The 25,769-nt window shown below is 65.6% G+C and carries 28 protein-coding genes; 20 read left to right on the top strand and 8 right to left on the bottom strand.

From position 1 onward, the window contains the following. Positions 1-59: 59 nt before the first annotated feature. A complete protein-coding gene (locus P8192_RS12280) occupies positions 60-830 on the bottom strand; it encodes a sirohydrochlorin chelatase (RefSeq protein ID WP_278157315.1) in 771 nt (256 codons plus the stop codon). Continuing rightward, positions 830-1,186 carry a nitrite reductase small subunit NirD gene (nirD, locus tag P8192_RS12275; RefSeq protein ID WP_431521114.1) on the bottom strand — a complete coding sequence of 119 codons (357 nt, stop codon included), beginning with the start codon at positions 1,184-1,186 and terminating at the stop codon, positions 830-832. Before nirD ends, P8192_RS12280 begins: the two co-directional genes overlap by 1 nt. A 180-nt stretch (positions 1,187-1,366) precedes the next feature. Between nirD and nirB the strand changes: the two genes are divergently transcribed. The 5 genes from nirB to P8192_RS12250 all read left to right on the top strand — a co-directional run bounded on the left by nirB (position 1,367) and on the right by P8192_RS12250 (position 7,904). Next, positions 1,367-4,078: a nitrite reductase large subunit NirB gene (nirB, locus tag P8192_RS12270; protein WP_278157313.1), complete on the top strand. Its 2,712-nt coding sequence runs from the start codon at positions 1,367-1,369 to the stop codon at positions 4,076-4,078. After that, entirely contained in the window at positions 4,075-4,896 is an 822-nt protein-coding gene (gene cobA / locus P8192_RS12265; protein WP_278157312.1) for a uroporphyrinogen-III C-methyltransferase, read from the top strand. The genes nirB and cobA overlap by 4 nt, the downstream gene beginning before the upstream one ends. Next, entirely contained in the window at positions 4,893-6,050 is a 1,158-nt protein-coding gene (locus P8192_RS12260) for a uroporphyrinogen-III synthase (RefSeq protein WP_278157311.1), read from the top strand. The genes cobA and P8192_RS12260 overlap by 4 nt, the downstream gene beginning before the upstream one ends. Positions 6,051-6,180: 130 nt before the next feature. Then, positions 6,181-7,113 (top strand): aldo/keto reductase, encoded by a 933-nt coding sequence (locus tag P8192_RS12255; protein ID WP_278157310.1) that lies wholly within the window; start codon positions 6,181-6,183, stop codon positions 7,111-7,113. A gap of 113 nt (positions 7,114-7,226) precedes the next feature. Continuing rightward, on the top strand, positions 7,227-7,904 hold the full coding sequence (locus P8192_RS12250) for a hypothetical protein (RefSeq protein ID WP_278157309.1): 678 nt from the start codon (positions 7,227-7,229) through the stop codon (positions 7,902-7,904). On the opposite strand, the gene P8192_RS12245 is transcribed toward P8192_RS12250, so the two are convergent. Next, the gene (locus P8192_RS12245; RefSeq protein ID WP_278157308.1) at positions 7,881-8,444 is read right to left on the bottom strand and encodes a GNAT family N-acetyltransferase; all 564 of its coding nucleotides are present in this window, start codon (positions 8,442-8,444) and stop codon (positions 7,881-7,883) included. The genes P8192_RS12250 and P8192_RS12245 overlap by 24 nt on opposite strands. A 23-nt stretch (positions 8,445-8,467) precedes the next feature. Here P8192_RS12245 and P8192_RS12240 point away from each other — a divergent pair, with 23 nt between their 5' ends. Then, positions 8,468-9,379 carry a ketopantoate reductase family protein gene (locus P8192_RS12240; protein WP_278157307.1) on the top strand — a complete coding sequence of 304 codons (912 nt, stop codon included), beginning with the start codon at positions 8,468-8,470 and terminating at the stop codon, positions 9,377-9,379. Between the two features lie 3 nt (positions 9,380-9,382). Here the strand turns inward: P8192_RS12240 and P8192_RS12235 are convergent, their stop codons facing one another. Next, positions 9,383-9,637: a PspC domain-containing protein gene (locus tag P8192_RS12235; protein ID WP_278157306.1), complete on the bottom strand. Its 255-nt coding sequence runs from the start codon at positions 9,635-9,637 to the stop codon at positions 9,383-9,385. A gap of 171 nt (positions 9,638-9,808) precedes the next feature. Here P8192_RS12235 and P8192_RS12230 point away from each other — a divergent pair, with 171 nt between their 5' ends. The 5 genes from P8192_RS12230 to P8192_RS12210 all read left to right on the top strand — a co-directional run bounded on the left by P8192_RS12230 (position 9,809) and on the right by P8192_RS12210 (position 14,141). After that, positions 9,809-10,876, top strand: a complete 1,068-nt coding sequence (locus tag P8192_RS12230) for a 2,3-butanediol dehydrogenase (RefSeq protein WP_278157305.1) — start codon at positions 9,809-9,811, stop codon at positions 10,874-10,876. A gap of 351 nt (positions 10,877-11,227) precedes the next feature. Then, positions 11,228-11,803 carry a TetR/AcrR family transcriptional regulator gene (locus P8192_RS12225; protein ID WP_278157304.1) on the top strand — a complete coding sequence of 192 codons (576 nt, stop codon included), beginning with the start codon at positions 11,228-11,230 and terminating at the stop codon, positions 11,801-11,803. Continuing rightward, entirely contained in the window at positions 11,800-12,711 is a 912-nt protein-coding gene (locus P8192_RS12220) for a DMT family transporter (RefSeq protein WP_278157303.1), read from the top strand. The genes P8192_RS12225 and P8192_RS12220 overlap by 4 nt, the downstream gene beginning before the upstream one ends. Positions 12,712-12,722: 11 nt before the next feature. Next, on the top strand, positions 12,723-13,862 hold the full coding sequence (locus P8192_RS12215; RefSeq protein ID WP_278157302.1) for an NAD(P)-binding domain-containing protein: 1,140 nt from the start codon (positions 12,723-12,725) through the stop codon (positions 13,860-13,862). A 21-nt stretch (positions 13,863-13,883) separates the two neighbouring features. Then, positions 13,884-14,141, top strand: a complete 258-nt coding sequence (locus P8192_RS12210) for a hypothetical protein (RefSeq protein ID WP_270107173.1) — start codon at positions 13,884-13,886, stop codon at positions 14,139-14,141. Positions 14,142-14,158: 17 nt separating this feature from the next. Here P8192_RS12210 and P8192_RS12205 read toward each other — a convergent pair whose 3' ends face one another. Together P8192_RS12205 and P8192_RS12200 are read right to left on the bottom strand one after the other, a co-directional pair. Then, positions 14,159-15,328 (bottom strand): calcium:proton antiporter, encoded by a 1,170-nt coding sequence (locus P8192_RS12205; protein WP_278157301.1) that lies wholly within the window; start codon positions 15,326-15,328, stop codon positions 14,159-14,161. 97 nt (positions 15,329-15,425) lie between these two features. Next, a complete protein-coding gene (locus P8192_RS12200) occupies positions 15,426-16,445 on the bottom strand; it encodes an NADP-dependent oxidoreductase (RefSeq protein ID WP_278157300.1) in 1,020 nt (339 codons plus the stop codon). 254 nt (positions 16,446-16,699) lie between these two features. Between P8192_RS12200 and P8192_RS12195 the strand changes: the two genes are divergently transcribed. Next, on the top strand, positions 16,700-17,710 hold the full coding sequence (locus P8192_RS12195) for an ABC transporter substrate-binding protein (protein WP_278157299.1): 1,011 nt from the start codon (positions 16,700-16,702) through the stop codon (positions 17,708-17,710). Between the two features lie 212 nt (positions 17,711-17,922). On the opposite strand, the gene P8192_RS12190 is transcribed toward P8192_RS12195, so the two are convergent. Beyond that, complete coding sequence (locus tag P8192_RS12190) at positions 17,923-18,966, bottom strand: NAD(P)-dependent alcohol dehydrogenase (RefSeq protein ID WP_278157298.1); 1,044 nt, start codon at positions 18,964-18,966, stop codon at positions 17,923-17,925. 41 nt (positions 18,967-19,007) lie between these two features. Here P8192_RS12190 and P8192_RS12185 point away from each other — a divergent pair, with 41 nt between their 5' ends. The 8 genes from P8192_RS12185 to P8192_RS12150 all read left to right on the top strand — a co-directional run bounded on the left by P8192_RS12185 (position 19,008) and on the right by P8192_RS12150 (position 24,701). Then, complete coding sequence (locus tag P8192_RS12185) at positions 19,008-19,484, top strand: N-acetyltransferase (protein ID WP_278157297.1); 477 nt, start codon at positions 19,008-19,010, stop codon at positions 19,482-19,484. Further along, positions 19,484-20,608 carry an MFS transporter gene (locus tag P8192_RS12180; protein WP_278157296.1) on the top strand — a complete coding sequence of 375 codons (1,125 nt, stop codon included), beginning with the start codon at positions 19,484-19,486 and terminating at the stop codon, positions 20,606-20,608. Before P8192_RS12185 ends, P8192_RS12180 begins: the two co-directional genes overlap by 1 nt. Before the next feature lie 30 nt (positions 20,609-20,638). After that, positions 20,639-20,827, top strand: a complete 189-nt coding sequence (locus tag P8192_RS12175; protein WP_278157295.1) for a hypothetical protein — start codon at positions 20,639-20,641, stop codon at positions 20,825-20,827. A gap of 161 nt (positions 20,828-20,988) precedes the next feature. Then, the gene (locus P8192_RS12170) at positions 20,989-21,360 is read left to right on the top strand and encodes a siderophore-interacting protein (RefSeq protein ID WP_278157294.1); all 372 of its coding nucleotides are present in this window, start codon (positions 20,989-20,991) and stop codon (positions 21,358-21,360) included. A gap of 71 nt (positions 21,361-21,431) precedes the next feature. Further along, positions 21,432-22,955 carry an MFS transporter gene (locus tag P8192_RS12165; RefSeq protein ID WP_278157293.1) on the top strand — a complete coding sequence of 508 codons (1,524 nt, stop codon included), beginning with the start codon at positions 21,432-21,434 and terminating at the stop codon, positions 22,953-22,955. Then, the gene (locus P8192_RS12160; RefSeq protein WP_278157292.1) at positions 22,912-23,454 is read left to right on the top strand and encodes a TetR/AcrR family transcriptional regulator; all 543 of its coding nucleotides are present in this window, start codon (positions 22,912-22,914) and stop codon (positions 23,452-23,454) included. The genes P8192_RS12165 and P8192_RS12160 overlap by 44 nt, the downstream gene beginning before the upstream one ends. Positions 23,455-23,492: 38 nt before the next feature. Next, positions 23,493-24,452, top strand: coding sequence for a DMT family transporter (locus P8192_RS12155; RefSeq protein WP_278157291.1), 960 nt, complete (start codon positions 23,493-23,495; stop codon positions 24,450-24,452). 30 nt (positions 24,453-24,482) lie between these two features. After that, positions 24,483-24,701, top strand: a complete 219-nt coding sequence (locus P8192_RS12150) for a hypothetical protein (protein WP_278157290.1) — start codon at positions 24,483-24,485, stop codon at positions 24,699-24,701. A gap of 63 nt (positions 24,702-24,764) precedes the next feature. Here P8192_RS12150 and P8192_RS12145 read toward each other — a convergent pair whose 3' ends face one another. Further along, positions 24,765-25,715 (bottom strand): universal stress protein, encoded by a 951-nt coding sequence (locus tag P8192_RS12145; protein WP_278157289.1) that lies wholly within the window; start codon positions 25,713-25,715, stop codon positions 24,765-24,767. Positions 25,716-25,769 lie beyond the last annotated feature (54 nt).

Genomic DNA, 25,769 nt, shown 5'->3' with positions numbered 1-25,769 from the left:
CACCATGATCCGTACGCCGAGCGGGCGTGGCAGGGTCACCGATAATGAATAAACGAAACTTATACGCAAGCGTGGTAGCGGTCCAGAACGATCTGCGGGAGTTCTTCCGGCACGCGAGGCGTCCCGCCGGCGAGATGCATCAGGGGCTGCGACACCAGCACGGCCCCGGCCTGTGCAGCACGTGATTCCAACAACCCTTGGAAGTAACCGGGCGCCAACAGATAACTGACGATGGCCACGCGTCGCTCCGGTGCTCTCTTTTGTGCCTCGTGGATCGCTTCCGGCACGGTGGGATGGGCGAACGAGAGATAGGCCGCCCGCACGGGATTTCCCAGACGATCAGAAAGCAGTCGAGCTGTTGCTTCAACGTCGTCGACAGCGGAGGAGTCGGAAGAACCGGCGGCCGCGAGGATCACGGTGTCCTTCTGGGGGTCGGCCCCAGCCTCGGTCAGGCGTCGCTCGAGTACCGCGGCCAGGCGTTCGTCGGGTCCCAGTGCCCCGGCGATGACTGTGGGCCGGTCGGCCTCGGCCACGGCGTCCCTCATATCCACATTGACATGGAACCCGGCTGAGAGCAGCAGCGGTACCAGCACCGCGCCCTGGCCCTCGTCGAGGGCGCCGAGGGTCGTGGCGATATCGGGCTGCTGAACGTCCACATGGCCGGTCCTGACCGGACCGATCGCATCGTCCGACGCGGCCAACCGGCTGATCTCATCGGTGAGGGCTTGCACCACGGCCTGCCCGGCGGAGGAAGAGGTGCCGTGGGAGATCGCGGCAAGTGCAGCAGGCCCCGCGTCGGTCGGTGTCGTGGCCGCTGGTGATGAGCCCATCAGAGCTTCACTTCGATCTGGCCGTTCTCCACACGGACCTCGTAGGACCGTAGGGCCACCCCCTCTTCGGAGAGACATTCCCCGTATTCGAGGCTGTAGACCTGTTTGTGGATGGGGGAGGCCAGCGTGGGCGTACCTCCTCTGGAACCGACAATCCCGCGGGCCATGACGTTGGCCTTGGCCACCGGATCCCAGTGATCCACGGCGAAGAGCCGATTGTCGGTCAGGCGGATCAGGGCGACCTGTACGCCGTTCACCAAGGCCGCCTCGCCCCACATGGGCTCAAGTTCTTCGAAGGCGCAGATGCGGTGCCAAGATTCGGTGTCTGTCGCGTGTTCTTTGCTCACGCTCACCATGGTAGGTGCGGGTGATTTCAGAGGGTTTTCGCTCGTGTTAACCGAAGATCAAGCACCTTGCAGGCCTCTCAACGCAATGGCTGAAGACCATGTCACATCGGCTTTACAAAGGAGACATGCCAGGGAAATCGACTCTTTGTAGCGTGAAAACACTCTAATCGAGCAGAAGGTGAGGGACCGATGTCTGCTAAGAATCCACGTCACATCGCCGTCGTTGGCGGCGGACCTGCCGCGCACCGGCTGGTCGAGGCTTTGCTCTCCAGGGATCCTGAGGAGGTGCAGATCAGTCTCTTCACCGAGGAAGCGACGCCTCCCTATGACCGCGTCGGCCTGTCCAAGAGGTTCGAGGACCCGGCCAACGATCTCCTTCTCGGCGACCCTGACCTCTGGGACAATCCTCTGGTCTCCCTGCATACCTCCACCCCGGTCGTCGAGCTGGCCCCGGCGTTGAAGACTCTGACGACGAGCACCCCCGACGGGGGCACCAGCACATACACCTACGACGAGGTGGTGCTCGCCACTGGCTCCACCGCTCCGACACCGCCCATTGAAGGCCGCGAACACATCGCCGTCTACCGAACACTCGACGACGTCGACTGGTTAACGCAGCGCATCGAAGAGCTCCGCGAAGAACTGGGACGCACCCCGCACTGCGTGGTGATCGGCGGCGGACTGCTGGGGATTGAAGCTGCCGGCGGGCTAAAGGGCCGCGGTGCGACGGTGACCATCGTCCACTCCCGCGACTATCTGATGAACGCGCAGCTGGATGAGGGCGGAGGCCGAGCGCTCAACCGGCTGCTGGCGAAGGCAGGCTATGACTTGCACTTGGGCGAGCGGCCCTGCGCCCTGACTGTCAACGGGGCAGGCTTGTTCAAATACATGCTGAACTTCAACGAGACCGGCGACGTCGCCGCGGATCTGGTCGTCGCCGCCATCGGCATCACGGCCCGGGACGAGCTGGGCCGTGATGCCGGACTGGAGACCGACCCGCGTGGAGGACTGGTCATCGACCAGACCTGTGCCACCTCTGCGGAGAACGTCTGGGCTATTGGCGAGGTTGCCAGCTTCGAGGGCACGTGCATGGGCTTGGTCGCGCCGGCGAATGCGATGGCCGAGGTGGTCGCTGACCGGCTGCTCGGCGGAGAAGCTAGCTTCGATGGCTTCGACACCGCCGCCAAACTGAAGCTGGCGGGCATGGACGTGGCCAGTTTCGGGGACACCTTCGGCGAGACAGAAGGGTCGCTGGAAGTGGTGTATGCCGACGCCGTTGGTGGCGTCTATCAGAAATTGGTGGTCACCAACGATGCTTCCACCCTGTTGGGCGGCGTTTTCGTGGGCGACGCAACCCCGTACTCGTCCCTGCGTCCGTTGCTGGGCCGTGCGTTGCCGGCTGAGCCGGGGGCGTTCCTGTCTGCCGCCGGCGGGGACGTGGATATGGACCTTCCCGACGATGCCGAAGTGTGCTCGTGCAAGTCCGTTTGCGCGGGAGATATCCGGCATGCGGTCAAGGGTGAGACCACAGGCGAGCCCATCACCGAGATGGGAGCGCTGAAGAAGTGCACCAAGGTTGGAACCCAATGCGGATCCTGCGTGCCGTTGGCGAAGAAAACCATGGAGAAGGAGATGCTCACGCAGGGCATGGAGATCTCCAAGTCCATGTGCGAGCACTTCGATTACGCTCGCGCTGATCTCTTTGAAGCGGTGCGGGCGACTCACCTGACCTCATTCACGGACATCGTTGACCGCTTCGGCACACCGGCGGATTCGTCCATCAACTTTGGATGCGACCTCTGCAAGCCAGCGGTGGCATCCATGTTGGCGGCCCTCCACGACGAATACATTCTGGACAGCGGCCGCGGAGCCCTGCAGGACACCAACGACCGCGCGCTAGCGAACATGCAGCGCAACGGCACCTATTCGGTGATGCCGCGCATCCCGGCCGGAGAAATCACCCCGGAAAAGCTGGGTGTCATCGCTCAGGTGGCCCAAGAATTCGGCCTGTACACCAAGATTTCTGCGGCCCAGCGTATCGATATGTTCGGCGCGCGGCTGGAGCAGCTCCCGGCTATCTGGCAGCGACTGGTTGACGCCGGGTTCGAATCCGGTCAGGCCTACGGCAAGGCGCTGCGCAACGTGAAGTCCTGCGTGGGTGCCACCTGGTGCCGTTACGGCTTGCAGGACTCGGTGGCCATGGGCATTCGTCTGGAGATGCGGTATAAAGGGCTGCGCTCGCCGCACAAGATGAAGTTCGGTGTCTCCGGCTGCGCTCGGGAATGCGCCGAGGCTCGCGGCAAGGATGCCGGCATCATCGCCACTCCAGATGGGTGGAACCTCTACGTCGGAGGCAACGGCGGTGCCACTCCGGTCCACGCCCAGCTGCTGGTAAAGGACCTCGATGATGAGACGCTCATCAAGTACCTGGACCGTTACATCATGTACTACGTGCGCACCGCTGACCGGATGCAACGTACCGCCCGGTGGATCGAGGAACTACCCGGAGGGGTAGATCATATCTACGACGTCGTCGTGAAGGACACCCTGGGCATCGCTGAAGACCTCGAGAGGGCAATGGCTGAACATGTGGATCGCTACGAGGACGAATGGGCGGCCACGCTGAGGGACCCGGATAAGCTGCGTCGGTTCCGCAGCTTCGTGAACGCCCCGGATGCGCCCGACACGGACCTGAAATACGTCATGGAGCGTGATCAGCCCCGTCCGGCCTCCGAGCAGGAGAAGGCCTCATCCGTGGCCGGGAATGGTCCCGTCTTGATCGGTCCGGTCATCCCCGTCCGGTCCACTGCGACTGACGCCTGCGCCTCGGTCGAGGCGACGGAGGAGGGCGTTCACGAGCAGCTTCCGGTGCTCGTCGGCCAGAAGGTTGGTGCGGTATGAGCCTGATGATGACGACGGCAGGAACCACCACGACACCTGGGCGTGTGACACTGGTCGGCGGCGGGCCAGGAGCCGCAGACCTGATGACCGTGCGTGCCCGTGACACTCTTGCTGAGGCCGATGTCGTGTACTACGACCGGCTGGCGCCCTCCGACGATCTGCGGTCCTGGGCGCCTCGCGCCGAGCTCTTCGACGTGGGCAAACGTCCGGGACATCATCGGGTCATCCAGGAGAGCATCCATCGGATGATGATCGACGCGGCACGTACCGGAAAACATGTCGTCCGGTTCAAAGGGGGTGACCCATTTGTCTTCGGCCGCGGTTGCGAGGAGGTCGCCGCCTGCAGGGAGGCCGGTATTCCCGTCACCGTGGTTCCGGGGGTGACGTCCGCCGTCGCGGTTCCGGCCGCGGCCGGCATTCCGGTGACCGCACGCGGGGTGACCCGGGCCTTCACCGTCATTTCCGGTCATGACCCGCTGTCGGAAGAGGAACTCTCGGGGCTCGCCAGTCTGGGCGGGACCATTGTGGTGCTGATGGGTGTAGGTACGCTTGCCCACACCGTGGAGGGACTGCGTCGTCACGGGCTGGGCTCGTCGACTCCGGTCGGCATCATCGAGAAGGGGTACAGCCCCTCTCAGCGTGTGTGTCTTGCCTCGTTGGGCGACATCCTCTTCGCGTCCGCGTCCCAGCGAATCACCTCACCTGCGGTGTTAGTCATCGGTGACGTCGTCCGGCTCGCGGCCAACGGGCCCGGAACCGGTGAATCGGCTGTGGCAGTCGTTCGGGAAGCGGCCTTGCAGGCGGGCGCGTGGAGATGAGCGCAGCACATCAGCCTGCATGCTCCGAGCCCGACCTCAGAGCAGGGTCTGCTCTACCGCAGACGCTCGCGGGGTTTCGTATCGGGGTGACCTCGGACCGGCGCAGTGAGGAGCTCATCTCCGCTTTCCGGCGTCGCGGCGCCGAAGTGATGCATGCACCGGCGCTGCGCATCGCCCCGTTGACCGAGTCGGTGAGCCTGCAGCAAGACACGTACAAGGTCATCGACGTGAAGCCCGATTACGCCATCATCACCACCGCATACGGCATGCGACGCTGGGTCGAGGCTGCTGACACCTATGGGGTCTGGTCTGAGTTGCGTGACGTCCTGGAGAGGGCGACGATCCTGGTGCGCGGTCCCAAAGCCCGTGGTGCCGTGCGAGCCTCCGGTCTCGATGACGACGGCGCGGCCGAAGACGAGCGCACCGACACGGTGCTGGACATGCTGATTCAGCGTGACATCGCCGGCAAAACAGTGGTCCTCCAGCTGCACGGCATGGCGGATCACGGGCACATTCGCCGTTTGGAAGACGCTGGTGCGCGCGTGGTCACCGTGATGCCCTACACCTGGGCGCGGCCCGCCGAGGATAATGCCCTGCTGCGCATGATCGACGCCGTCATCGAGCGCCAGCTAGACGTACTTACCTTCACCGCCGCGCCCGCTGTTGAGGCGTTCCTGGGTGTGGCCCGACAGTACCGCAAACACGAGGAGCTGGTGGAGGCGTTGAAAACCGACGTGATCTGCGCGGGAGTCGGAGGCGTGACCGTCGCGCCGCTGACCGAGATCGGTATCGAAACGGTGATCCCCGATCGCTGGCGGCTGGGCGCAATGATCAAGAAGGTTTGCGACCATCTCGAACGGCACCACGCGTTACGTCTGCAGACCCAGTATGGTCCGGTGGAGCTACGTGGGGTTCAGCTGACCATCCCGGAGGTCAGCGAGGCGCCGGTCCGTCTGGCTCCTGGCCCGCTCGCCTTGCTGCGCGCCCTCGTGGAAGCCGAGGGGTCGGTACTCTCGCGCGAACATCTACTGGAGAAAGTCCGCTACTGCGACTCCGGCCACGCTCTCGAAATGTGGGTGTCCCGTCTTCGAAGGGCCATTCCTGCCGATCTGATTCAAACTGTCGTCAAGCGCGGCTACCGCATTAAAGTCTGATGTCGCTTCGACCACGTCAGTGGGCTCCTTGATCCTCGGGGGTACACCCCAGACATGCCCGTGGTGTGCGAGCGATTCTGCCTGCGCTTCGCGCTGCCGGAAAGGGGCCCGGAGCGCTAGGCTGAGCCTCATGACCGAGCAGAACGCAGTGTCCACCGTCCCGAACATCATCGCCGGCATGATGCGCATCGCCGACCGAACCGATGCCGAGATCCGCGCCGTGTACACGGCCGCGCGCGAGGCCGGGGTCACCCAGTTCGACCATGCCGACCTGTACGGCTTCAACCACCCCGGCGGCTACCACCACTGTGAGCGACGTTTCGCCGAAGCCCTGCAACTGAGCGGAGCGCAGCGCGAGGAGATCGTCCTGCAGTCGAAAACCGGCATTGTGGACGAGCCGTGGGGATACGACCAGTCCTACGAGCACATCATCGCCTCGGTCGACCGATCCCTGGCGGCACTGCGCACCGACTATCTGGACGTGCTGCTGCTGCACCGCCCGGACGCGCTGGTGGAGCCCGAGGAGGTGGCGCGGGCCTTCGACGAACTGGAGGCGGCCGGCAAGGTGCGCGCCTTCGGCGTCTCCAATCACACCCCGCGGCAGATCGACCTGCTGAAGACGGCGGTCACCCAGCCGCTGGTGGTGAATCAGGTGCAGCTGTCACTCGTGCACGCACCGATCATCGCCCAGGGGCTCACCGCCAATATGCTGGCCACGCCCGATGCCGTGACCCTCGACGGCGGTGGGCTGCTGGAGTACTCACGGATCCACGGAATCACCCTGCAGGCATGGTCTCCCTTCCAGGGGCCCGGCGGGGTGTTCCTGGACTCGCCGGACTATCCGGGGCTTAATGCCGAGCTGAACCGGCTGGCCGAGAAGTACGGCGTCGCCCCGATCGCGATCGCCACCGCCTGGATCACCCGGCATCCGGCGACCATGCAGGTGGTGCTAGGCACGACGACACCGCAGCGGGTAGCCGACGCCGCCGCCGGGTCCACGCTGCCCCTGACCCGTGGAGAATGGTACGGATTGTTCCGCGCCGCTGGGCACCACCTGCCCTAACGCGGCACACATCGTCTGCCGAGAACGTCTGAGAGGTCACTATGGAGAGCAGTAGCGTCACATCGACGGTCGCAAAGTCGTTCGCTCAGCGTGTCCGGCGGTGGGTGGTGATCATGATCATCGCCTCCTTCTCGATCGCCGCGATCGCGGGCATCATCGTGCTGTTCGGCGACGTTAACTCCGACCCCGCCTACCAGGTGCTGGCGAGCACAGCGCTCATCGGCGTTTTTAGCGTCGCCGTGTTCTGCGGTGTGGTGCTGGTGGGAAAACGCTGGCAGACGTTCGGGTGGGTCACGGTCACCGTTGCACTCCTCACGCTGCTCTGGTGTCTCAGACTGGTGTGGGGCGAGCCGAGCTGGGACGAACCAACCGTCGAGGTGACGGCGACCGCCTGCGTGGTGACCGCGGCCCTGTCGGTCGCCTCGCTCCTGCTGTTGCTCGCCGAGCACCGCATCCGGGCGGTGCGCACCGGGCTGTTCGCCACCCTCGGGCTTATCGGAGTCGGGGTGGTGATGGTCCTGATGCCGGTCTGGGGTCTGGAACTGGATGACTTCGACTGGTATCTCCGGACCGCAGGAGTGATCTGGATTCTCGCCGCGCTGGGCATTGTGGTGTTGCCCGTGCTGAGCTTCGCGCTCAAGAACGCTCAGCCCCTGCCCGCTGATGCAGCGGGGCCGCGGCTGTCGCCCGCAGCGGTGCACCACATTGAGACGGCGGCCCGGCGTGAAGGCATCAGCCCGGACGCACTCATCGCCCGGGTACTCCCATCAGACACCGAGCCGCGCCAGTAGCCCCTCGCGGACGGCGGGCCACTCTTCTGGCACGATGCTGAAATAGTCGACGTCGACGATAGACCCGTCTGCCGATCCCCGGAAGTTCCGCAGCGTGCCCTCACAGTGTGCACCCAGTTTCGCGATGGCGCGGTGGGAACGAGTGTTGCGGGAGTCGCAGCGCAGCGCCACCCGCTGCAGCTCGAGCTCGTCGAAGGCGTGGCGGAACATCAGGTACTTCATGGTCGGATTCACGAGCGTGCCCCACACCTCAGGGGCGAGGAACGTGGAGCCGACCTCCACCCGCAGCCCCGGCACCAGGTCGTAGAACACGGTGCGTCCGACGATGTTGCCCTCGAACTCCACCGTGAAAGCGAGCACGGTCTCCGATGCCAGCATGGGGGCGTGCAACTCGTTGAGCGCGGCCGGGGTCTCGGGGAAGGGGTCGGCCATTCCGGCCCACATCTCCGGGGACAGGGTGCGATGTAGCGCCTCGGCGTCGTCGAGTGTGAGCGGGCGTAATCGTACCGGGCCGTGGGTGAGGGTGATCGAGTGCTGCATGGGGCGACGGTAGCATGCAGTCCATGAGGATTCTGATGGTGGGCGCCGGTGGCACCGGCGGCGCATTCGGCACGTACTTACACGAGGCCGGACGCGAGGTGACCTTCCTGGTGCGCTCCGAGCGCGCGGAGCGTCTGCGCCGTGATGGCCTGCGCTTCGTCTCCTCGGGGCTGGACCGGACCCACCCGGTGAACTTGCTCGTGCGGGGTGAAGAAACAGCACCCTTCGACCTGGTGGTGCTGGCGGTGAAGGCCACGGCATTGGATTCCGCGCTGGACGACATCGCGCCGTATGTGGGTCCGGACACCCTCATTCTGCCGATCCTGAACGGGATGGCGCATTTGGATCTCGTGGAGCAGCGCTACCCGGGGCGCACGCTCGGCGGGTTCGTGCGCATCGTCGCCACCCTGGACGGGGACACCGTTCACCAGCTGACGCCGCTGTGCGGGCTCACGGTGGGGTCGCTCACCGAAGAGCCGCTACCCGCTGCGGTGGTGGAGGCACTGGATGTGCCGGGCATCGATTTCGCGGTCCGCGACGACATCCGCTCCGCGCTGTGGGAGAAGTGGATGTTCATTGCTGCGGCGGGCGTGACCACCTGCCTGTTTCGCGGGCCCATCGGGGACATCATTGATGCTGGCGGACTCCCGCACATCCACGCCACGGTCCAGGAGCTGGAAGCCGTGGCGGCGCACGCAGGATATCCGGTGTCGGAGGCGGCGCAACAGGCAAGTCGAGCGATGCTCACCGAGCCCGGGTCGGAGTTCACCTCATCCTTATACCGGGATCTGGTCGCCGGCTACCGCACCGAGGCCGAGCACCTGTTGGGCGACCTCGCCCGCCGGGCCCGGGAGCTCGGGTCGGACACCCCGCTGCTGGACCTTGCGCTCGTCCAGATCAGAACGGTGAGCCGCGCAGTCCGGCCGGAGGCATAAGAATCAGCGGATCTCGGGGTTGCCGCCGAGGGCGCGCTCCAGCGGGATGGATCCGTCCTGCCACGGGGTCAGCGCCCACATCACGAGGTAGAACCCGACGCCGACCACCGGCAGTAGGAACGAGACGAGCACCAACAGTCGGGCGAGCCAGACGTTGATGCCCACATGCTGGGCGATGCCGCCGGCGATGCCCCCGGCCAGGCGGGCCGGGCCGCGGCGGAATCCGAGACGGCGGATGGACGTGAAGAATTTCTGCATACTGACGACGGTACGCGGTGCCGGGCGGCGACGCCATGGGGAAAACCCCCGGATCACCGGGGAGGAACCGGGGTGATCTCGTCCATGGACCCTTACCTTCGCCGGGTGTCCGGGGCCACCATGGTGGGGAAGCAAGAATGCTTCCGTCGAGATTTTTAGGAGGATCACGTCATGCGTGCTGCACGCTACTACGACCGCAAAGACATCCGCATTGAAGACATTGAGGCCCCCGTGGCCGGCGCCGGCGAGGTGCTGATCGACGTCGCTTGGTGCGGGATCTGCGGCACCGACCTGCACGAATACCTCGACGGCCCGATCTTCGTGCCGCCGGCAGGCCACCCGCACCCCATCTCGGGCGAATCCGCGCCGGTGACGCTTGGCCACGAGATGTCCGGCACCGTGGCCGCACTCGGTGAAGGCGTCACCGATCTGGAGGTCGGCCAGCACGTGGTGGTCGAGCCCTACATCATCCACGAGGAGTATTACGGAAAAGAGAATTACCAGCTCTCGCCCGATATGAACTTCATCGGCCTGGGCGGCCGTGGTGGCGGGCTCGCCGAGCAGATCGCCGTGGACCGGCACTGGGTGCACCCCATTTCCGAGAAGGTGGGTCTGGATGAGGCCGCACTGATCGAACCGCTCTCGGTGGCCCACCACGCGGTGAGCCGTTCCGAGGCCGCAGCGGGCGACGTCGCCATCATCGGCGGTGCCGGGCCGATTGGTGTGCTGACGGCGGCGGTGCTGAAGGCGCTGGACATCACCGTGATCGTGTCCGAACTGTCCGAACTGCGGCGTCAGAAGGCGTTGGAGACCGGCGTGGCCGACTACGCCTTCGACCCGCGCGACGTGGATGTGGCCGAAGAAGTGCGGAAGCTGACCGACGGTAAGGGTGCCGACGTCGGCTTCGAAGCCACCTCGGTGGACGTGGTGTTGAACATGCTTTTCGACGCCGTGCGTCCCGGCGGCGTCATCGTCAACGAGTCGATCTGGGGTCACCGTCCGGAGGCGGACCTGGCCACCCTGGTGCTCAAGGAACTCGATCTGCGCGGCACCATCGGCTACTCCTTCGACCATGCGGCCACCATCAAGCTGGTGGAAGAGGGCAAGATCGACCTCAAGCCGTTCATTACCGGCAAGATCGGGTTGGACGGGTTGATCGACGAAGGGTTCGACACCTTGATCAACCGCAACGAGACGGCGGTGAAGATTCTGGTGTCGCCGTCGGGCAAGGGGCTGTAACCCCTCGCTCATTGTGGATTCGCCGGGCAGATTTGGTGGATTCGCCGGGTGCGCGGACGCGGTCAGGTCGGTGTGACCGACTGCCGCAGTAGCGTGCGCATCCACTCGGGGCGGTGCGTCTGACGTCGCTGAAGTACACCTCATGGTGGGTGTTGCTCAGGCGCAGCCCTTGGGTGGGGATGAACTCGTGATGCATGCGCTCGAGCACGTCCGCCTCGTCGCCCAGGGGCTGCCATGACCAATTTCTGCTCTTCGGTGCGGGCATTTCTCCCGCGAGGCATGACGTCATCGCGGTAGGTATACTGATCTACCTACTTGCATTCTTGATGCGCGACCACAGAAGAGGACCACATGACCTCGGAGCGAATTTCTGCCCGCACGAAGCTGCTCGGTGCGGCATCGCGGCTGTTCTACACGGACGGACTCACGGCCACCGGAATCGACACCATCACCGCCGAGGCGCAGGTGGCGAAGAAGAGTCTGTACAACAACTTTTCCTCCAAGGGGGAGCTGGTGGGTGCCTACATCGACGAGCGCCACCAGGAATGGCTGGTCCTTTATCAGCAGCGCGTCGATGCTGCCTCGACACCGTCGGAGGCGGTGCTCGCCGTCTTCGATGCCTACATCGACCATGGCGAACGCGAAGCGGAGCTGGGTTTTCGCGGGTGCGGGTTGCTCAACGCCGCGGCAGAACTCACCGCCGGGTCCGAGGGGCGTGAAGCGGTGCGTGCGCACAAGGAACAGGTGGAGCAGATTCTGCTCGAGCACCTGCGGGAGATCGTCGACGACGAACGTGCGGCCATCTTGGCAGAACACTGTGCTTTCCTGTTGGAGGGGGCGATGATCCGCGCCGGACTCGAGGGCCAGACAGTGCGACTCTACCGGGCCCGCGAACTGGCCGTCGGACTGCTGGCAGGACTGCGGTGAACACCGGGCGCGGAGCCGGACTCGCCGCCATCACGGTCACCTCCCTGCTCTGGGGAACCACCGGTACCGCCGCGACTTTCGCACCGAGCGCCGGCCCGCTGGCCATCGGCGCTGCCGCACTCGGCGTGGGCGGGCTTCTGCAGGCGCTCATTGCCATTCCGGCGCTTCGTACGGCGCGGCCTCAACTGCAACAGCAACGCAGTCTGGTGCTGATCGGCGCGCTCGCCGTCTTCTTGTATCCGCTGGCGTTCTACAGCTCCATGCACACGGCCGGGGTGGCCATTGGTTCTGTGGTGTCGCTTGCCTCCGCGCCACTGGCTTCCGGGGTGTTGGAGCGCGTGGTGGAAGGCCGCGCCCTGAGCCGGTGGTGGATGCTCGCCGCCGGACTCGGCATCACCGGCAGCGTGATGCTCTGCGTCTCGACCATGAACGACTCTACCCGCGGGCTGGCCCCGACCCTGCTGGGGGTGGCTCTCGGGCTGGTCGCCGGCACCACCTACGCCCTGTACTCCTGGACCACTCACCGACTCATGAGTTCCGGGGTGAGCCGAGCGGCCTCGATGGGGTCAGTGTTCGGTCTCGGCGGTGCCCTGCTTTTACCGGTGCTCTTCATCACGGGTGCGCCGCTGGTGGCGTCATCGGAAGCCCTGGCGGTGGCGGCCTACATTTCTCTGGTGCCGATGTTCCTCGGGTACCTGCTCTTCGGCTTCGGACTCACCCGCGTGTCGGCGAGTACTGCCACGACAGTGACGCTCACGGAACCGGCCATCGCCACCCTGCTCGCGGTGCTGATTGTAGGGGAGCGGTTGACCCCGCTGGGCTGGATCGGGCTGGCCCTGATGGCGTTGGTGCTGGCCCTGCTCACGGTGGCTCCCACGGCGGAATACCGGGCCACCACCAGCCGTTGATATTCAGTGTGATGGCGGAAAACTCAGTACACACAGAGTCGGGCGTCCGGGATGTGACGGTGCTGGTGATCGGCGCCGGTCAGGCGGGGCTTTCGGCGGGCTTCCACCTGCAGCGCTCGGGCTTCGACAGTGCCCTCGAGCACCCCGACGGCGCGCACACTTTTGTGTTGCTTGATGCGAACCCGGGCCCCGGCGGTGCCTGGCAGCACCGTTGGGAGTCGCTGCGCGTCGGCACCCTCAACGCCATCTTCGATTTGCCCAGGACGCCGAAGCCGCAGATGAACCCACAGGAACCCAGCAATCAGGCGGTGCCACGGTACTTCGGGGAGTTTGAAACTCAGTTCAATCTGCCGATTCTGCGCCCGGTCACGGTCGAGCGGGTCACGCGCGACGACGCCTCCGGCCGGCACGGTTTCCTCGTGGAGACCTCGCAGGGCACCTGGCGCGCCGAGTACCTGATCAACGCGACCGGCACCTGGAACAATCCGACCCTGCCGGCCTACCCCGGAGCCGACACCTTCGAAGGCCTGCAGCTACACACCCGGGACTACACGAGCCTGGAGCAGTTCCGAGGGCTGCGCACCGCGATCGTTGGCGGCGGCATCTCGGCGCTGCAACAACTCGAGGAGATCTCGCGGGTCACCGACACCGTCTGGTACACCCGCACACCGTTGCGGTGGATGACCGACGAATTCGACATGGAATATGGACGCGATGTGATCCGCCGCGTGACCGCCGACGTCGAAGCCGGACGTCCCACCGGCAGTGTGGTCTCCTACACCGGTCTGCCACCGGACGCCGCCTACACCCGAGCCGCCCGCGAACGCGGCGCCCTGAACCGGCGTCCCATGTTCGCTGCTATCGAGCCACACGGGGTGCGCGAGGCGGATGGGTCCTTCACCTCGGTCGACGCCATCCTCTGGGCCACCGGCTTCAAGGGGGACCTGCGCCACCTGGAAGACCTGCAGCTGCGCACCGATCTGGGTGGGGTGAAACTGCGTGGCACCCAGGCCGACGCTGAGCCGCGTCTGCACCTCATCGGCTTCGGCCCATCGCAGTCGACGGTCGGTGCCAACCGGGCCGGCCGCGACGCCGTGCGCGCCATCGAGAAGCAGCTCGCCCAGGACGCCGTGACAGTTTCGACCCCTTGAAACACTGCGTAGACTAGTGGTGTGGAATCAAATCTTCCTGAGGTGCTCAACGCAGCCCGGTCGTTGACCCGGGCTGAGCGTGCTGCCGTCGCTCAGGAATTGATCTCCGAGCTCACAAACCACGAATACGAGGACCTGCGTTCCGCCGATCTACGCGCCGTATTGGAACAGGGGCTCACGAAGCTCGAATCGGGTCAGGGCATCCAGGCCGCCGTGGACCACGTGGACGACCACCTCAACCAGGCAGGTCGCTCCGCGGCCGAGTCCGCCTCAGAGTAACGGGCCGTGCGGCCACCCTAGGTGAACAGGGTGATTCCGTAGAGCAGGAACAGCAGCACATGAGCAGCACCATGTAGCGCACTGACCTTCTTGCCCGCGAAACTCGTGAGTGTCAGCAACAGGGTGACGGCGAACAGGGCCAGCCCGGTCGGATCATCGCCGAGTATCACCGACTGGCCGGTGAGCAGCCCGATCGTCAGCACCGCGGGGATCGTCAGCCCCACCGTGGACACCAGGGCGCCGTGGCAGAGGTTGCTCACGCGCTGGATCTCACCACCCCAGGCCGCGCGGAACGTCGTGATCGTCTCCGGCAAGAACACGATCATCGCGATCAACACCCCGGAGAGGGCCACGGGAGCCCCCAAGCGGTCCAAACCGACGTCGAGCAGAGCCGCCATGTCGTGGGAGAGCAGCACAATGGGGATCACCGTGAGCACCAGCACCACCGCCCGGCTGAGAATCTCCGCTCGGTGCATGCGCAGCACCTCGGTGACACTCGCCGCATGGGAACCGTCGGAGCCCGGCGCCCGACCCGAAGGGTGAGCGAGGTCGACCTCCTGGAAATCGCGGCGCTGCGGCCCCATTTGTCGGTACAGGAAGAATCCGTACAGCAGCACGGTCAGCACCGCGACCGGCACGGCCTGGCCCGCCGTGTACGCGCCCTGTTCCCCGATCAGCTGCGGTAGCGCAAAAGCCACGGTCCCCAACACCACCAGCAGTGACAGATACGCGGACACCCCGGTGCTATTCGGTTGCAGGTTCGCGTGGCGGGATCCGCCCACCAGCAGGGCCACCCCGACCACCAGGTTGAGGATGATCATCGACACGGCCATCACGGAGTCGCGCGCAATGGTGGCATGATCGCCGGGGCCGAGCATCACCGCCGAGATCAGGATGACCTCGATCAGCACGATGGACAGGGTCAACACCAGGGTGCCGTAGGGGTCGCCCAGCCGGTGCGCCAGATGCTCCGCCTGGGTGACCACCCCGAAGGCGCAGACCACGATGACGCCGATGATCGCCAGTAACACGGTGAAGAGCGCCAGCGTGGAGAGTCCAGCCGCGTCACCGAGCAGCGGGCCGGCGAACAGCAGGAGAGCGAAAGCGCCCCAGCCGAGGGCGAGACGAGCGAGGGCGCCGCGGGTGAGCACGGTGCGCAGGGTGGAGGAGAAGGTCACAGAGGTCACGATGTTCGACCGATTCTGCAGGGTCGTCCCAGCTCGTGAGGGTTACCGTGCGGGTCGTCCCGCCGGATACGTACCCATCCAGCTTCTCACAATACGGTCAACCCTGAGGGATGCGGACGACCATCTTGCCGGTGTTGGCTCCGCGCATCATGTCGAGGAACGCATCCACGGAGTTTTCGATGCCCTCCACCACGGTCTCGTCGTAGGTGATCTTTCCGGCGCTGAACCACTGCGCCATCCGTTCCTGGAACTCGGCGGACTGGTCGAGGTGGTGACCCACGGTGAAGCCACGCAGCCGCAGGCTCCGCTTGATCATGTTCACCATGTTGTCCGGCCCGGATGGGGTTTCGGTGCTGTTATAGGTCGAGATCGCCCCGCACAGCGCGCCGCGGCCGCCGTCGTTGAACACATCCAGGGCCGCCTCCAGATGGTCACCGCCGACGTTGTCGAAGAACACGTCGATCCCCTCGGGCGCCAGCTCTGCCAGCTGCTCGCGGACCGGGGCGTCCTTGTAGTTCAGGGCGGCGTCGAAGCCGTACTTTTCGGTGAGCAGTGCGATCTTTTCCGCGGACCCGGCAGAACCGATCACCCGGGAGGCGCCCAGCAGGCGTGCGATCTGGCCGACGGCGGTACCCACCGCACCGGCTGCACCGGAAACGAATACGGTGTCGCCCTCGGCCACCGGGGCAATGGTGGTCAGCCCAACATAAGCCGTGAGCCCGGTCATTCCCAGAATGCCGAGGTACACCGAGGGCTCCACGCCCGGGATCTCCGGCACCGCGCGGAACTGAGACGCCGGGGCTTGGGCCATGTCACGCCAGCCGAGCTGATGCAGCACCAGCGTGCCCACAGGCAGCGACTCGTCATGTGACTCAGTGACGACACCCACGGCGCCGCCGGTCATGGTCTCCTCGAGCCCGAACGGCGCTACATAGCTCTTCGCGTTACTCATGCGGCCGCGCATGTACGGGTCCACTGAGAGGTAGCTGTTGCGAACGCGCACCTCCCCGGGGGCCAGCTCGTCCAGGGTCACCTGGACGGTGCGGAAGTTTTCCTGAGTCGGCCACCCCTGCGGGCGGGACACGAGTTGGACCTGGGTGCTGATGTTCTCGGACATGGATTTGACGATGGCACTGCCGTGAACCCGGCGCAATGTCGTGGGCTAGTTGTCCGCTGAGGGACGAACCATCCTGGCGAGCCGGGTGCCCAATTCAGGGGTATGCGAACTATTTATGAAGACGGGTGATTGCCGCCGAATATTCAATGATTTACACTCAAGCCACGATGTGTTCATGCTCACAATAGAACGTTCACCACTCATCTACTCGCATCACTTCGGCCCGGCCGGAGCCACTGAAGGAGAGTCTCTCTATGTTCACGTTGACGACGTCGAAACGACGCACCGCTGGATTCGCCGCCCTGACCTGCGCCGGGGCACTGTTGCTGACCGCTTGTGGTGAGGGTTCTCCCTCCGGCGGCGAGGAAGAGGCTTCCGCCGAGGCACAGGGTGAGCTGACTCCGGTGGAGGTGGGTGTGATCCCGATCGGTGACGTCGCCTCCATCTACGTGGGTCAGCGCGAAGGAATCTTCGAGGAGCATGGCCTGGACCTCACGCTGACTCAGGCCCAGGGTGGCGCCGCCATCGTGCCCGGTGTGCAGTCCGGGGACCTCGATTTTGGCTACTCGAACGTGACCTCCCTGGTGGTGGCGCGCGACCGTGGTCTGCCGATTAAGATTGTCGCCACCGGTCCGCAGACCACCGGCAGCGAGCTGGAAGACTTCGCTGCCGTGATGGTCAACCCGGATTCCGGCATTGAGTCCATCACGGACCTTGAAGGCAAGACCGTTGCCGTCAACACGCTGAACAACATCTTCGACTCCGTGATCTCTGAGGGCATGGAGCAGGAGGGTGGCGATGCTGACTCCATCAACTTCGTGGAAGTGGCGTTCCCGGACATGGTTCCGCAGCTGGAGGCCGGGAATGTGGATGCGATCACCGCGGTCGATCCGTTCGCCGTGATCGGCGACGAGGCCGGCCTGGAGCGCATTTTCGGGCCGTTCTCGCAGCCCGTGGAGGATCTCTCCATCGGCGGGTACTTCGCTACCGAGGGCCTGATTGAGAGTGACCCGGATCTGGTTGAGGCTTTTGCTGCCGCCATGAAGGAGTCGCAGCAGTTCTCCGAGGAGAACCCGGAGATCGTACGCGAGGTGATCGCCGAGTACACGACCTCCTCGCCGGAGACGCTGGAGAAGACCACCATCCCGCTCTTCCCGCAGGAGCATCACCGGGAGTCGCTGCAGCAGATCATTGACATTTCCGACCGGATTGGTCTGATCGACGAGCCGATTGCCATCGAAGACCTGCTCAACGACGGCGCCTGATCCCCGAGGCAGGCGTCATCTCGGTTTGCTACGCTCGCCAGTGTTTTCGCCGAATGGCGACGACGCCGCGCGGCGCGCAAGATCGAGCCAGGTGACGGTCATCCGATGCCGCGATTCCGCTGGTGGGAACTGAACCCTGGTGCTGGCCGCCCTGCTGGCCAGCACCGGGCGCGCTCTGCGTCTCCGCTACCTGGACGGCTGACCGCGCTTAGTTAGAGGGTGTCGACGTCGATGACGAACCGGTAGCGCACATCGGAGCGCAGCACCCGCTCGTAGGCGGCGTCGACGTCGTCAGCGGAGATCACTTCCACCTCGGCAGCGATGCCGTGCTCGGCGGAGAAGTCCAGCATTTCCTGGGTCTCACGGATGCCACCGATATTCGACCCGGTCACCACGCGCCGGGCGGAGGTCAGTGAGAACACGGAGAGCGACTGCGGGTTCTCGGGCAGGCCCACGAACACCAGGACCCCGTCCAGGGTGAGAGTAGCGAGCAGGGCGTCCAGATCGACGTCGGCGGAGACGGTGTTGATGATCAAATCGAAGCTGCCTCGCAACGACTCCAGGGTGCCGTCTTCGGAGGTAGCGCGGTAGTCATCGGCGCCGAAGCGGCGACCGTCGTCTTCTTTGGAGCGGGTCTGCGAGAGCACGGTGACGTGGGCGCCCAGGGCGTGAGCGTACTTGACCGCCATGTGGCCGAGTCCACCCATGCCTACCACGGCGACGCGCTTGCCCGGTCCGGCATTCCAGTGCCGCAGCGGGGAGTAGGTGGTGATGCCGGCGCAGAGCAGGGGAGCGGCGGCGTCGAGGCTGAGCTCTTCGGGGATGCGCAGCACGTAGCCGGCGCGGACCACCACTTCGGTGGAGTAGCCGCCGTAGGTGGGCTCACCCGAATACTCCTGTGAGTTGTAGGTCATCACGGTGCCGCGGGTGCAGAACTGCTCTTCGCTGGCCTGGCACGGTTCGCACTCACCGCAGGAGTCCACGAAACAACCGACACCCACCCGGTCGCCGGGCTGGAAGTCGGTGACCTCCGGGCCGACCTCGGTGACAACACCGGCGATCTCGTGGCCGGGCACCATGGGGAAGGTGCCCGGGCCCCATTCGCTGCGAACCTGGTGAATATCGGAGTGGCAGATTCCGGCGTAGGCGATGGCGATGCGTACATCGTCGGCACCGAGGTCGCGACGGGGGATCTGGCCGCGCTCGAAAGCGGCGCCGGTGGAGGGGGCAATCAGGGCGGTGGCGTTCGTCGTCATGCCTCCTGTTTATCAGATGGCCTCGGGGCTATGCTCGGTTCATGGCACCGCAGGAGTTCCTCCCCGCAGATTTCGACCCGCCGCGCTCGCTGGTCACCGAGCAGTTCCGGCTCGAGCCGCTGGGGCCGCAGCACAACGAGGCGGACCTGGCGGCGTGGAGCTCGAGCGTGGAACACATTCGGGCCACCCCGGGATATCCCGATGGGTCGTGGCCGCCGGTGGAGGGGATGACGCCGGAACGGAACCGGGCGGACCTGGAACGGCATGCGAGCGACTTCGAGGCCCGGCGCGGATTCACCTTCACCGTGCTGAACCCGGCCGATGAGGTGGTGGGGTGCGTATACCTGTACCCGGCCGCGGAGATTCCGGAGGCTGCCCGGCGGCCCGAGCGCGACGTATCGGTGCAGTCCTGGGTGCGCGCTGATCACGCGCACCTGGATGAAGTGCTGGCGCTCGCGTTAGTGGACTGGATTGCGGTGGCCTGGCCCTGGAGCCACCCATACCGGTACGGGCGCTGATGAGGCGAGCACCGCTGCGGCCCGAGGTGGGAGTCGCGTTCACCGCTGCGGCGGCATTCGCCTGCTTCTTTGGGGTGTACCCGAGCGCGGCCCTGATTCTCTCGAGCGGTTCGGTGGCGCCGGGAACCCTGGTGGCGGTGCTGATGGCCGTGGTGGTGCTCATTCAGCCGGTGATCGTGTGGGCCGGGCGCTGGTTGACGCCTCGGGTGCGTGCGGTGCGGCTGGGGCTGGCGTTGATGGTGGCCGGGGCGGTGGCGTTGCCCTGGCTGGACCACTGGCCCGGCATCGTGCTGTTCGGTGCTGGATTCGGGGTGTTCGTGATCTCCTGTACCTCCTGGGCGAAAGAGGTGGTGGCGCCGGAGCGCATCGCCCCCGCCCTGGCGCTATTCGGGTTCGCCAACGCCGTGGGCGGGCTGATCGGCGGTCCGCTGGGCATGCTGCTGGTCACCCAGGTGGGCCCCGGCGGCACCCTGACCATGGCCGGCATTGCGTCCGGGCTCGGGCTGGCCGCGACCACGCTGGTGAGGGTCCCTGCCGGTACGGCGGAACTACAGGTCGGTTCGGGGCACGACGCCGGCGAGGCGCTGCAGGCGGCGGATGTCGGTGATACCGACGACGCAGCATCTTCGACGGAACGCCGTGGGAGGCCTGTATCGCGGAGTCCACTGTTGTGGCTGAGCAGTGTGGCGCTGACCGGGCACCTGATTGCCGTCACCTGTTACGCGGTGGCGCTGTCGTCGATGAGCGTGCTCGCTCTGACCTCGGCCGCCTGGGTGGTCGTGCTCGCGACCGCCACCACCCAGTTCTCGGTGGCGCTGGGCAGGCTGGCCACCGGCGCCGTCATCGACCACGTCTCGGCCCGCGTGCTGGCCGGTGCCGCGCTGGCGGTGCTCGCCGTTGGGTCCGCGTGGTTTATGGTCGGCTCCGGCCCCGCCACCGTGATGATCGCCGCTGCCCTGATCGGTGCGGCCTCGGGCATCGTGCAGACTACCGTGCTCACCGTGCTGATGCGCCGGGCCCACACCCGGCTACAAACCGACCGCATGAGTGCGGCCTGGAACATCATCTTCGATGTCGGACTGGGCCTGGGTGCGGCCCTGGTGTCGGTGCTGACCCTGGCATGAGTTTCCCTGTGGGTGGGAGGACGAGTGACGATGCTGAACCGAATCGCCTACCTGGCCCTGGTGCTAGGTCTGTACGCCGTGGCGGTGGCCGGAATGGTGGGCCTGGTTGCCTGGATGTTCGACCGCCCCTTCCTGGAGGCCGCCGGTAACGTCTGGCTCGCCATCGTTTTGTTCCTTGGCGTCGCCATCTACCACGGGCTGCGCCATGACCTGTCCTGACGCCTGAGCGCGCTACTAGCTTGCCGCTGAGGCTTGTTCAAGGCGCCCTGGAGGAGCACCATCAACGACAACGCCCATCGCGGAGGGGAGCCCGATGGTCTACGTCCTGTCATGACCGCGCCGCGTGATCCGTGAGGCCAGCGATCAGACAGGACTGTCCCATGAGCAACATCACCGTCGCCCACGCCGACTCCGGGCTGGTGACCACCCAGGTGTCCGAGAATTCCAGTTTCGAGCGGATGTCGCAGCGGTTCGGCATGGGCGGCTACCTCAAGTACCTCACCCTGCCTCAAGGAACGCGTCCGGTGATCCGGAGCTACACGGTGCGTGCCTTCCGCCAGGCCGCGCCGGGTTTGCCGGCCGAAACGGACGTGGACTTCCTGGTGCACGGCGACGACGGCGTGGCCGGCCCCTGGGCCGTCGCGGTGCAGCCCGGTACCGAGGTCGCCATGATCGACCAGGGCTGCGGGATTCCGAAGTCGCATGTCACCTTCTGCGGCTACTGGAAGCGCGAAAAATCCGCACCCAGCTAAGCCGTTCCAGGTGGCGAACGTCTCCTTCCTCGAGCTCATAACTGTACCGAACGTTTGGTACAGTTATGGGCATGCAAGCTCTTTCACCGCACGCCACCGCGCCCACGAGTGCGGCTCAGCGCTGGACGTTCCTCGTCGTGATCAGTGCCGGACTCTTCTTGGTCGGCGCCGACAACTCGATCCTCTACACCGCCCTGCCCGAGCTACGCGATCAGCTCGATACCACCGCCACCCAGTCGCTGTGGATCATCAACGCCTACCCGCTGGTGCTCTCCGGGCTGCTGCTGGGCACCGGCACCCTGGGTGACCGCATCGGGCACCGGCGCATTTTCACCCTCGGAGTGATTCTCTTCGGGCTCGGCTCGCTGGCCGCGGCGTTCTCGCCCAGCGCCTGGTTCCTGGTGGCCGCCCGCGCCCTGCTCGGAGTGGGCGCGGCCACCATGATGCCGGCCACCCTGGCGCTGATTCGTATTACCTTCACCGACGAGCGAGAGCGCAACACCGCCATCGGCATCTGGGGTTCCGTGGCTGTAGTGGGCGCCGCGATGGGACCGGTGATGGGCGGACTACTGCTCGAGTTCTTCTGGTGGGGCTCGGTGTTTCTGATCAACGTGCCGGTGGTGGTGCTCATCCTGATCTTCACCGCGCTGATTGCCCCGCCGAATCTCGCCAACCCGGCCAAGCACTGGGACGCCGTCTCCTCGGTGTGGGCCATGGCGGCGATGGTCGGCCTGGTGCTGAGCATCAAGGAGGTCGCCAACGCCAACCGCTCCGGAATCGTGCTGGCCGCCGGGCTGGTGCTTGGCGTCGTCGGCGCGGTCCTCTTTGTCCGCCGGCAGCAGCGCCTCACCGAGCCGCTGCTGGTGTTCGGTATCTTCAAGAACCGCATTTTCACCGGCGGCGTGCTGGCGGCTGGGCTGATGATGGTCATCATGTCCGGCACCGAGCTGATGACCACCCAGCGTTTCCAGACGGTGGCGGATTTCTCCCCGCTCGAGGCCGGGCTGCTCGTTGCATCCGTGGCCGTGCCCGCCATTCCGATGGCGGTGTTGGGCGGGGCGAACCTGCACCGGTTGGGCTTCCTCCCGTTGATCTCCGGAGGGTTCACCCTGATGGCGCTGGGGCTGACCGGAGCGATTCTGGCCTTCATCGCGTCCGCCCCGCTGTGGATGTTCGTGGTGTCGCTGATGCTTGTGGGCATGGGCGGCGGGCTGGCTGCTTCCGTGGCCTCGACCGCCATCATGGGTTCGGCTCCGCGCAGCCGCGCCGGCATGGCCGCGTCCGTCGAGGAGGTTTCCTATGAGTTCGGCACCCTGATCTCGGTGGCGGTGCTGGGCAGTCTGATGCCGCTGGTCTATGCGCTGAACGCCCCGGAGGCGGTGGCGCACGACGTCGACCACGGGGTGGATCATGCCGTGCACGGTGCTGCGGCGGTGGGAGCCTACGATACCGCGTACCTGACGGTGCTCATCATCGTTGCCGCGGTGGCTGTGCTCTCCGCCGCCATCACGGCATACTGTTTCCGAGACAACCCGAAGGGAGCCGTCGCTGTTGAGGACGAGCAAGCGCGAGAGCATTCTGCAACGAGCCATTGAGCTGATCGAGGCCGAAGGACTGGAGGCGATCTCCTATGAGTCGCTGGCGGAAGCCTCCGGCATGTCGAAATCCGGCATCATCTACCACTTCCCCTCCCGCGACGCGATCTTGCGAGCACTGCACGAGTACATGGCTGCGAACTGGGAAGCCGAGCTCATCGCCGCCGCCGGTGGACCGGCGCACGAGGTGTCTCAGGCGCGCCGGTTGCGGGCAATGGTGATCTCTCTGACCCGCCCGGCCACCAAAGCCGAGCTGCTGTTAGAAATCGACGCCCGCAGCCACCCCGAGTTCGACGAATACTGGCTCGAGGTCGAACGCCGTTGGTCCCCGGACATTGAGGGGATCGAGGACGACGACCTGCGCCAGCAGGCCTACCTCGTTCAACTCCTTGCCGACGGGCTCTGGCTCCACGACTACGTGCACACCCCGGCTCTGAGCGAGGAGCAGCGGGCCGTGCTGTCTCAGCGGATCCTGGAGATGATTCCCGACGACGCCTGATCCGCGAACTCTGCGGTCGGCGGTATACGGTAGCTGGTGTGAATCTGCTGTTGCTCGGTGTCGTCACCGGTTTCCTATTGCCCATCCAGGGCGGGATCAACGCGCGCCTGCGCGCCGCGGTGGTCAGCCCTTGGGTGATGTCGCTGGTGTCGTTCACCGTGGGCCTGAGCTTCCTGACGGTGCTGACCCTGTCCGTGGAACGGAGCCTCTTCTTCGACCCCGCGGAGGCGGCCGGATTCGACTGGTGGTCGTGGCTGGGCGGACCGCTGGGCGTGGTGGCGATGACGACGTCCGTGCTGCTGGTCCCCAAAATTGGCGCCGTTCAGACCGCGATCATTCCGCTGGCCGGGCAAATCCTGATGGGTTTGTTAGTTGACCAGTTCGCCTGGTTCGGAGTCACGGAAGCACCCCTGACGCTGACCAGGGTGGCCGGGGCGCTACTCATGCTCGCCGGTGTGCTCGCCGTGGTGCTGGTAGGCCAACGGACCGCCCGCAGACTGCGCTCGGCGACGTCTCAGCCAGTCAACACGACGTCGGAGTCGCAGGGCCGGAGCCTGTGGTGGTGGCGCGGTGCCGGGGTGATCGCCGGGGCGATGTTCGCCACCCAGGCTGCGATCAACGGACACCTCGGTCAGGAGCTGGGCTCCTCGCTGAAGGCCTCCACCGTGTCCTTCGCCACCGGCGTCGTCGTGCTACTGATGATTCTGCTAGTCACCCGGCCTCGCCTCCAGCTGACGCGACCAACTGCAGGGCGCAACCCCTGGTGGATGTGGCTCGGTGGCGTGCTCGGCTCGCTCTACGTGGCGGGCAACGCGTTCCTGGTGCCGCAGATCGGCGCCGGTGCCACTGTCGTCGCGGTGTTGCTCGGCATGATGGCGGGCAGCCTGCTGGTGGACCACTTCGGACTGGTCCACGTTCAGCGCAAACCGGTGGTCCCCGCCCAACTGCTCGCCCTGGTGGTGATGGCCCTCGGCGTCATCCTCGTCCGGTTAGTCTGAATCTCGCAGCGATCTGAAAGGAGCCATCGCATGCCTACTCGCCACGGCAAACCCAACTATGCAGTACTGGGGATCAGCACAGCGCTGTTGATGACGCTCGCGGTAGTGCTGAGCGTCAGTTGGGGAGAGTCTGCGCTTGCCAGTGTCCTGGCTATGGTGGGCGCACTCATCGCCAGGGCATTGATGTTATCGAAGCTCGTCGCATCTCCGGAGCGACATCTGATCGCCACTGACGAGCTGATTTCTTAGACAACAGGAACGCGGGGCGCCCCGGAAATGGAGCGCCCCGCATCATCGTTGTGTGGCGGAAATTTACCGTTTCCGGTCTTTCGGCACCACCATTATGGTGCCTTTCGCGTTCGACAGCGTGGTTCGGGAGACCGAACCGAGGAGCAGTGAGGCGAAGCCACCGCGTCCGCGGGAGCCGACCACGGTCAGCTGCGACGAACCCGAGGCCTCGATCATCGCCTCGGCGGGAACGCCACGCATGATGGTTCCCTGCAGTTCCACCTCCGGGCGCTGCTCGCGGATCCAGTTCAGCTCGGCGTCAAGACCGCGTTGGGCGGCATCTTTGGACTGGGTCTCGAGCTGGGCAGCCGCGTCGGTGTAGGTCGACGGCGGGCCGGTGAAGGACGGTAGCACCAGCACCACGCGTAGCGGAACCCCGGCGGCAATAGCCTCATCCGCTGCTGCCAGGGCTGCCTTCCGCGCGGTGGGTGAGGTGTCGACGCCGACCGTCACCGGGCGGGTGTCCTCGGTGACCCGGGTGATGTCCTCGACGTCTTCGTCGCTGGCGCCCACAATCACCGTCGGGCATTGGGCGTGGGCCGGCAGTGCGGCGGAGACGGACCCGAGCACGCGTGACCAGAATCGGCCGTGGCCGCGCCGGCCGATCACGATCAGATCGGCATTCTCTGACAGCCGGGCCAGGGCACCGGTGGCGTCTTCGTTGACGGTGAAGAACCGGGTCGGCAGGCTCTCTGAGGTGAATCCCGCACCGTCGAGGGTGTCACGGGCCAGCTGCAGCACCTGCTCGGTGGCGCGGCGTGCGGCATCGACTCCGACGCTGCCGCCTGCGGCGTCCACGTGACCGGTGATCAGCATCGGAGCGGTGAACGCTGCGACGACGCTCAAGGTCGTGCCGCGGCGCTGGGCAGCGGCGGCTCCCCAATGCAGCGCGGCGGTGGCGTGACGGGAGCCGTCGAAACCGACGAGAACTCCCAGCGGGTCATGGGATGAGGGGGATAGGTCGGGGCGATCCATGGCCAACTCCTTTGTTCGACTGCGGATGAACTCTATCGGACCGAAGTGTCCTTC

It is taken from the genome of Citricoccus muralis (assembly GCF_029637705.1).
GTDB lineage: Bacteria > Actinomycetota > Actinomycetes > Actinomycetales > Micrococcaceae > CmP2.
Note: the sequence above shows the minus strand (reverse complement) of the source record. Positions and strands in the feature narration are given on the sequence as shown.